6 protein-coding genes are annotated in these 6,385 nt (G+C 60.7%); 4 read left to right on the forward strand and 2 right to left on the reverse strand.

Annotated elements, in window-relative coordinates:
- Nucleotides 1-51: 51 nt before the first annotated feature.
- Nucleotides 52-1,992 carry an acetoacetate--CoA ligase gene (locus tag BN1133_RS04590; protein ID WP_050665370.1) on the reverse strand — a complete coding sequence of 647 codons (1,941 nt, stop codon included), beginning with the start codon at nt 1,990-1,992 and terminating at the stop codon, nt 52-54.
- A 188-nt stretch (nt 1,993-2,180) separates the two neighbouring features.
- Here BN1133_RS04590 and pepQ point away from each other — a divergent pair, with 188 nt between their 5' ends.
- From pepQ to hemG, 4 genes are read left to right on the forward strand one after another with little or no spacing between them, the layout of a single operon-like run.
- Entirely contained in the window at nt 2,181-3,503 is a 1,323-nt protein-coding gene (gene pepQ, locus BN1133_RS04595) for a Xaa-Pro dipeptidase (protein WP_050665371.1), read from the forward strand.
- Nucleotides 3,500-4,111 carry a YigZ family protein gene (locus BN1133_RS04600; RefSeq protein ID WP_050665372.1) on the forward strand — a complete coding sequence of 204 codons (612 nt, stop codon included), beginning with the start codon at nt 3,500-3,502 and terminating at the stop codon, nt 4,109-4,111. The genes pepQ and BN1133_RS04600 overlap by 4 nt, the downstream gene beginning before the upstream one ends.
- Nucleotides 4,112-4,142: 31 nt before the next feature.
- Complete coding sequence (locus BN1133_RS04605) at nt 4,143-5,600, forward strand: TrkH family potassium uptake protein (RefSeq protein WP_050665373.1); 1,458 nt, start codon at nt 4,143-4,145, stop codon at nt 5,598-5,600.
- Between the two features lie 8 nt (nt 5,601-5,608).
- Nucleotides 5,609-6,133 carry a menaquinone-dependent protoporphyrinogen IX dehydrogenase gene (gene hemG / locus BN1133_RS04610; RefSeq protein ID WP_050665374.1) on the forward strand — a complete coding sequence of 175 codons (525 nt, stop codon included), beginning with the start codon at nt 5,609-5,611 and terminating at the stop codon, nt 6,131-6,133.
- Here hemG and BN1133_RS20420 read toward each other — a convergent pair.
- Nucleotides 6,117-6,385 (reverse strand): hypothetical protein (locus tag BN1133_RS20420; RefSeq protein WP_231686238.1); only part of this gene is annotated, 269 nt, incomplete at its 5' end. The genes hemG and BN1133_RS20420 overlap by 17 nt on opposite strands.

Raw genomic sequence — 6,385 nt, forward strand, 5'->3', positions numbered from 1 at the left:
TCCCATAAAAAAACGGCGCACACAGGCGCCGTCATCAGATTGTGAGCGGGATCAACTGGCCAGCTCCTGGCGGTCACGGTATTCATCCAGCACCTCTGGGTTGGCGAGGGCATGGGTGTTCTTCACCGGCCTGTGATGGACCACCTCCCGCACCGCCAGCTCGACTATCTTGCCCGACTTTGTGCGCGGAATGGCGCTTACCTGGACGATGCGGGCCGGCACGTGGCGCGCCGTGCAATGGCTGCGCACCTGCTGACGGATGCGATCGCGCAGGGCATCGTCCAGAATCAGGCCATCGCGCAGGCGCACAAACAGCACCACCCGCTCGTCCTGCTGCCACTGTTGACCAATGACGATGCTCTCCTCCACCTCGTCGAGCTGCTCCACGTAGCGGTAAATTTCGCTGGTGCCGATGCGCACGCCGCCCGGGTTGAGGGTGGCGTCGGAGCGGCCATAGAAGAGGATGCCGTCGTGCTCGGTCAGCTCGATCCAGTCCCCGTGACACCAGACGTTGTCGAAGCGCTCGAAGTAGGCGGCGCGATACTTGTCGCCGCTCTCATCTCCCCAGAAGCCGATGGGTTGGGCCGGGAAGGGCTTGGTACAGACCAGCTCCCCCTTCTCCCCCTGTACCGGCTGCCCCTCGTCGTTGAAAACCTGAACCGCGAGGCCGAGGCCACGGCCCTGGCTCTCTCCCCGGTAGACCGGGCTCATGGGGTTGCCGATGGCGAAGCAGGAGCAGATATCGGTTCCCCCCGAGATGGAGGCGAGCTGCACATCCTGTTTGAGCTGTTGATAGACGTAGTCGAATCCCTCGGGAGAGAGTACCGAACCGGTGCTGCAGATGAGGCGCAGGGCGGGCAGGGCATGGGTGTGGATGGGGGCATAACCCTGCTTGTGCAGGGCATCAAGATACTTGGCCGAGGTACCAAACAGGGCGACCTCTTCATCCCGGGCCAGATCCCACAGCACCTTGCCATCCGGGTAGAAGGGAGAGCCGTCAAACAGCACCAGGGTGGCGCCGGAGGCGAGTGCGCTCACCAGCCAGTTCCACATCATCCAGCCGCAGGTGGTGAAGTAGAAGACCCGTTCTCCCGGCTTGATGTCGCAGTGGAGCTGGTGTTCTTTGAGATGCTGCAGCAGGGTGCCGCCGATGCCGTGCACGATACACTTGGGCTTGCCGGTGGTACCGGAGGAGTAGAGCACATAGAGAGGATCGTTGAAGGCGCGCTCGGTGAAGGTGAGCGGGGGAGCCTCTCCCTGTTGCAGCGCATCCCAATCGACCCACTCCCGGGGGAACTCACTCAATCCCAGCAGGGGAACCATCACCACCCGGCGCACGCTGTCGATGGCACGGACCACCTCGGCTACCTTGTCGCGGATGTCGATGGCCTTGCCGCCATAGCGGTAGCCGTCGCCGGCGATCAGCACCACGGGTCGGGTCTGGCCGAAGCGCTCGATGACGCTGGCGGCCCCGAAGTCCGGGCTGGTGGAGGTCCACACCGCACCCAGGCTGGCGCTGGCCAGCATGGCGATCACCGTCTCGGGAATGTTGGGCAGGTAACCGGCCACTACGTCGCCGGGCTGCACCCCCTCGGCCCGTAGCCAGTGGGCGAAACGTGCCACCGCCTGCTGCAGCTGGTGCCAGCTGAGGGTACGGCGGGAGCCATCCTCGAGTCGGCTGATGATGGCCAGGCTGGCATCGTCCCGACGCAACAGGTTTTCGGCGAAGTTGAGGCGGCTGTCGGGAAACCAGCGGGTGCGGCTCATCTCCTGGCGGTGCTCTGCGACAGTATTGCCCAGACGCCCAACCACGCCGCAGTGCTGCCACACCAGGGGCCAGAAGCGGGTAGTCTTCTCGACTGACCACTGCCACAACTGTGGATAAGTACTCAAATTGAGTCCATGGAAGCGATTTACCTGCTCCATGAAGTGATACATGTTGGAGTGGCGGATGCGTTCCGGGCTCGGTTGCCACAGGCTGGCGCTGTTCATGAGAGATCCCTTTCTCGACGGTCTGGCTGCAGTTTATCGATTTGTTTTTCATTTGTTAATGAATCTGGTTTTTCGCAGGGGCGGGAAGCGTCACCTTTGCGTGACATCACGAACCGGTGGCGCGGCGGGTCGAGCCTGTGCCATCAAGATGTTATGCTGGTGTGATTGAACCAGCCGGAGCCCGATCCATGAGCAGCTACAGCCAACTCTATGCGCAACATATCGAGACCCTACAGCGGCGTACCCGCGACATCCTCGCCCAACAGGGTCTGGAGGGGTTGGCCATCCACTCCGGCCAGTGCCTGCGCATCTTCCTCGATGATCAGGATTACCCCTTCAAGGTGAACCCTCACTTCAAGGCGTGGCTGCCGGTGCTGGACAACCCTCACTGCTGGCTGCTGGTCGATGGCCACAGCAAGCCGGTGCTGCTCTTCTACCGACCGGTCGACTTCTGGCACAAGGTACCGGATCTGCCAACCTCCTTCTGGGTCGAGCAGTTCGATATCCGTTTCCTGACGCGCCCCGAACAGGTCGCCGATCACTTGCCGGCCCAGCGCGGACAGTGGGCTTATCTTGGTGGTCATCTGGAGGTGGCCGAGCTGCTGGGGTTTAGCCAGCCCAATCCGGAGGCCGTGCTCAACTATCTCCACTATCATCGCGCCTACAAGACCGACTACGAGCTCGAATGTCTGCGCGAGGCCAACCGCATCGGTGTACGCGGCCATTTGGCGGCGCGAGATGCCTTCCTGGCCGGAGCTTGCGAGTTCGAGATCAATCTGGCCTATATGAAGGCGGTCGGGCAGGGGGCCCTGGATGCCCCCTACGGCAATATCGTTGCCATCAACGAAAACGCGGCCGTACTCCATTACACCCACCTCTCGCATCAGCGCATCGCCGACGTGGATCGCCACTCCTTCCTCATCGACGCCGGGGTGGACTTCCACGGCTATGCCTCGGACATCACCCGCACCTGGGCCTGGCGCCGCGGTCTGTTTGCCGACCTGGTCGCCGCCCTCGAGGTGCAGCAGCAGGAGATCATCGGTGAGATGCGTGCCGGTCTGCGTTATACCGAGCTGCATCTGCAGATGCACAGACGCATTGCCCGCCTGCTCAAGGAGTTTGAGCTGGTCGAGATGTCGGCCGAAGGGGCGGTGGAGAGCGGGATCACGGCCGCCTTCTTCCCCCATGGGCTGGGCCACCATCTGGGGCTGCAGGTGCACGATGTGGGTGGATTCATGCAAGACGAGCGCGGTACTCACCTGGCCGCCCCCGAGGCGCACCCCTTCCTGCGTTGTACCCGGGTGATGGAGCCACGCCAGGTGTTCACCATCGAACCCGGCCTCTACTTCATCGACTCTCTATTGGCCCCGTTGCAGGCCGGCGAGCACGGTCGTGCCATCAACTGGGACAGGGTGGAGGTCCTGCGTCCGTGTGGCGGCATTCGTATCGAGGACAACGTGGTGCTTCATGAACACGGGACCGAGAACCTGACCCGTCAGGCCGGCTTGTGAGCGGCTACCCCATACCCGGGGAGGCGGTGGAGTGGAGCGAGGAGATCAAGAAGAGTCGCTTTATTACCCTGCTGCGCCACACTCCGGATATCGACACGGCTCGGAGCTGGATTGCCGAGGTGCGGGCCGCCCATCCGGTAGCCCGGCACCACTGCTGGGCCTATGTTGCAGGAGCCCCCGACGACAGCCAGGTCTATGGCTTCAGCGATGATGGCGAGCCCTCCGGCACGGCCGGGAAGCCCATGCTGGCCCAGCTGATGGGCTCGGGTGTCGGGGAGGTCTGCGCCGTGGTGGTGCGTTACTACGGTGGCGTTCTGCTCGGTACCGGCGGCCTGGTCAAGGCCTATGGGGGCGGCGTTGGTGCGGCCCTGAGGCAGATGCCAAGAGCATTCAAACGGGCCATGGTCTCGACGGCGTTGGTGTGTGATTACGGAGACATGGCGCTTATCGAGTATCTACAGGGGCAGTTTGACGGGGTGACCGAGGTGGCCGACTACGGCGCCCGGGTCAGCCTGCGGCTCGCCTGGCCCGACGATCTCCTGCCTCACGTCGTCGTCTCACTGACTGAGCGCAGCCAGGGACGGCTTCTCCTCACCACCTCATCCTGAATCGTCACCGCACTGGAGGAATGTTTCCCGAATGCAGTTTCGGAGCCTGATCCGTATCGTCGGTCTGCTGGTCGGCATCTTTAGCAGCACCATGCTGCTCCCGGCCCTGGTGGCTTATCTCTATCGTGATGGGGGAGGGATCGAGTTTGTGCTCGCCTTCTGCCTCTCTCTGGCCATCGGATTTCTGCTCTGGTTCCCCAATCGCTATCAGAAGCGGGAGTTGAGGGCCAAGGAGGGCTTTCTCATCGTCGTCCTCTTCTGGACTGTATTGGGCAGCATAGGTGCCTTGCCCTTCCTGCTGGGAGAGGTGCCGGCCATGACGGTCTCGGAGGCCTTTTTTGAATCCTTCTCGGGGCTGACGACCACGGGGGCGACCGTGTTGACCGGGCTCGATACCCTCCCCAAGGCCTTTCTCTTCTATCGGCAGCTGCTGCAGTGGCTTGGAGGGATGGGCATTATCGTGCTGGCAGTAGCAATCCTGCCGCTGCTCGGGATCGGCGGCATGCAGCTCTACCGGGCCGAGATACCCGGACCGGTCAAAGATAACAAGGTGACACCACGCATCGCCGAGACCGCCAAGGCGCTTTGGTACATCTATCTCTTGATCACCATCCTCTGTGCCCTGGCATTCTGGCTTGCCGGCATGGATATGTTTGATGCCATCTGCCACTCCTTCTCTACCGTGGCGATCGGTGGTTTCTCCACTCATGATGCCAGCATGGGTTATTTCAACAGCCCGGCGATCAACCTTATTACTGTGGTGTTTCTGCTGATCGCCGGGGTGAACTTCAGCCTGCACTTTGCGGCTTTTGCCCATGGTCCAACCCGGCTGGGAGTCTATTGGCGGGATCCCGAAGTAAAGGTCTTCCTCGGGGTGCAGCTGGTGTTGACCCTCATCTGTTTCCTGATCCTGGTCGATCACAATGTCTACGGATCGGCGGGGCAGGCTCTGGACCAGGCGCTGTTTCAATCGGTCTCCATCTCGACGACGGCCGGTTTCAGCACCACCAGCTATGCCGAATGGCCTCTGTTCTTGCCTGTGCTGCTGATGTTCTCCTCGTTTATCGGTGGTTGTGCCGGTAGTACAGGGGGGGGCATGAAGGTGATGCGCATCATGTTGTTGCACATGCAGGGGATGAGAGAGCTCAAGCGCCTGGTTCACCCCAGGGCCGTTTATCGGCTTAAATTGGGCAATAAGGCGATCTCGGAGCGCGTGATTGAGGCCGTCTGGGGCTTCTTCGCCGCCTATGCCACCATTTTCGTGCTCTGCATGTTGGGACTGATCGCCACCGGTATGAGCGAACTCACCGCCTTCTCCGCGGTCGCTGCCACGCTCAATAACCTGGGGCCGGGTCTTGGCGAGGTGGCGCTTCACTTTGGTGAGAGTACGGCTGCGGCAAAATGGATCATGATCCTGGCCATGTTGTTCGGCCGATTGGAAATTTTTACGCTTCTGGTACTGTTTACTCCAGCATTCTGGCGTAGTTGAGGTAGCTGATGGATAAGGTTTTGGTGCTTTACTCTTCCCGGGACGGTCAAACCAAAAAGATCGTCGATGTCATGGCCGAGGAGATGGCAGGCCACGAAGTGGTTATGATGGATCTGCATGCCATGCCGAAGTGCAACTTGAGCAAGTATGCCAAGGTGCTCATTGGTGCCTCTGTTCGCTATGGCCACTTCCACCCCAGCTTGATGGGCTTCATCTATGCGCATCAGGAACAGCTTGAGGTAGCCAATGCGGCCTTCTTCTGTGTCAACCTCACGGCCCGTAAGCCGGAGAAGGCGACGCCGGCCACCAACGCTTATATGAAGAAGTTCCTGCGCCAATCGCCCTGGAAACCCAAATTGCTCGCTGTCTTTGCCGGGGCCCTTCTCTACTCTCGCTATAACTGGTGGCAGACCCTGATCATTCAGCTCATCATGAAATTGACCGGGGGGAGCACGGACACCAGCCGTGATATCGAGTTTACCGACTGGCCCCAAGTTCGTGCCTTTGCCCGAGAGTTTATGACCCGCCGGTGAGGCGAAAATCGGCAAGTTGTCGAAATAAAGAGCATTCGAGTGGCGTTTTCCATAAAACGCCATTTTTTTGCAAATTTCCCCTTGCCAGCCGAACTGAACTCCCTATAATGCGCCTCCGTCGACAGGGCAACGCCGCCACAGCAGCGAGCCGGTCGATGGGTGAAAAAGCCTTGAAAAATAAGGCTTGACTCACCGGGCGGGAAGCGTAGAATGCCACTCCCGTCGCGATGCAAATCGCGCTGTTCTTTAACA

Origin of the sequence: Aeromonas schubertii (assembly GCF_000820105.1) — a bacterium.
Classification (GTDB): Bacteria; Pseudomonadota; Gammaproteobacteria; order Enterobacterales; family Aeromonadaceae; genus Aeromonas; species Aeromonas schubertii.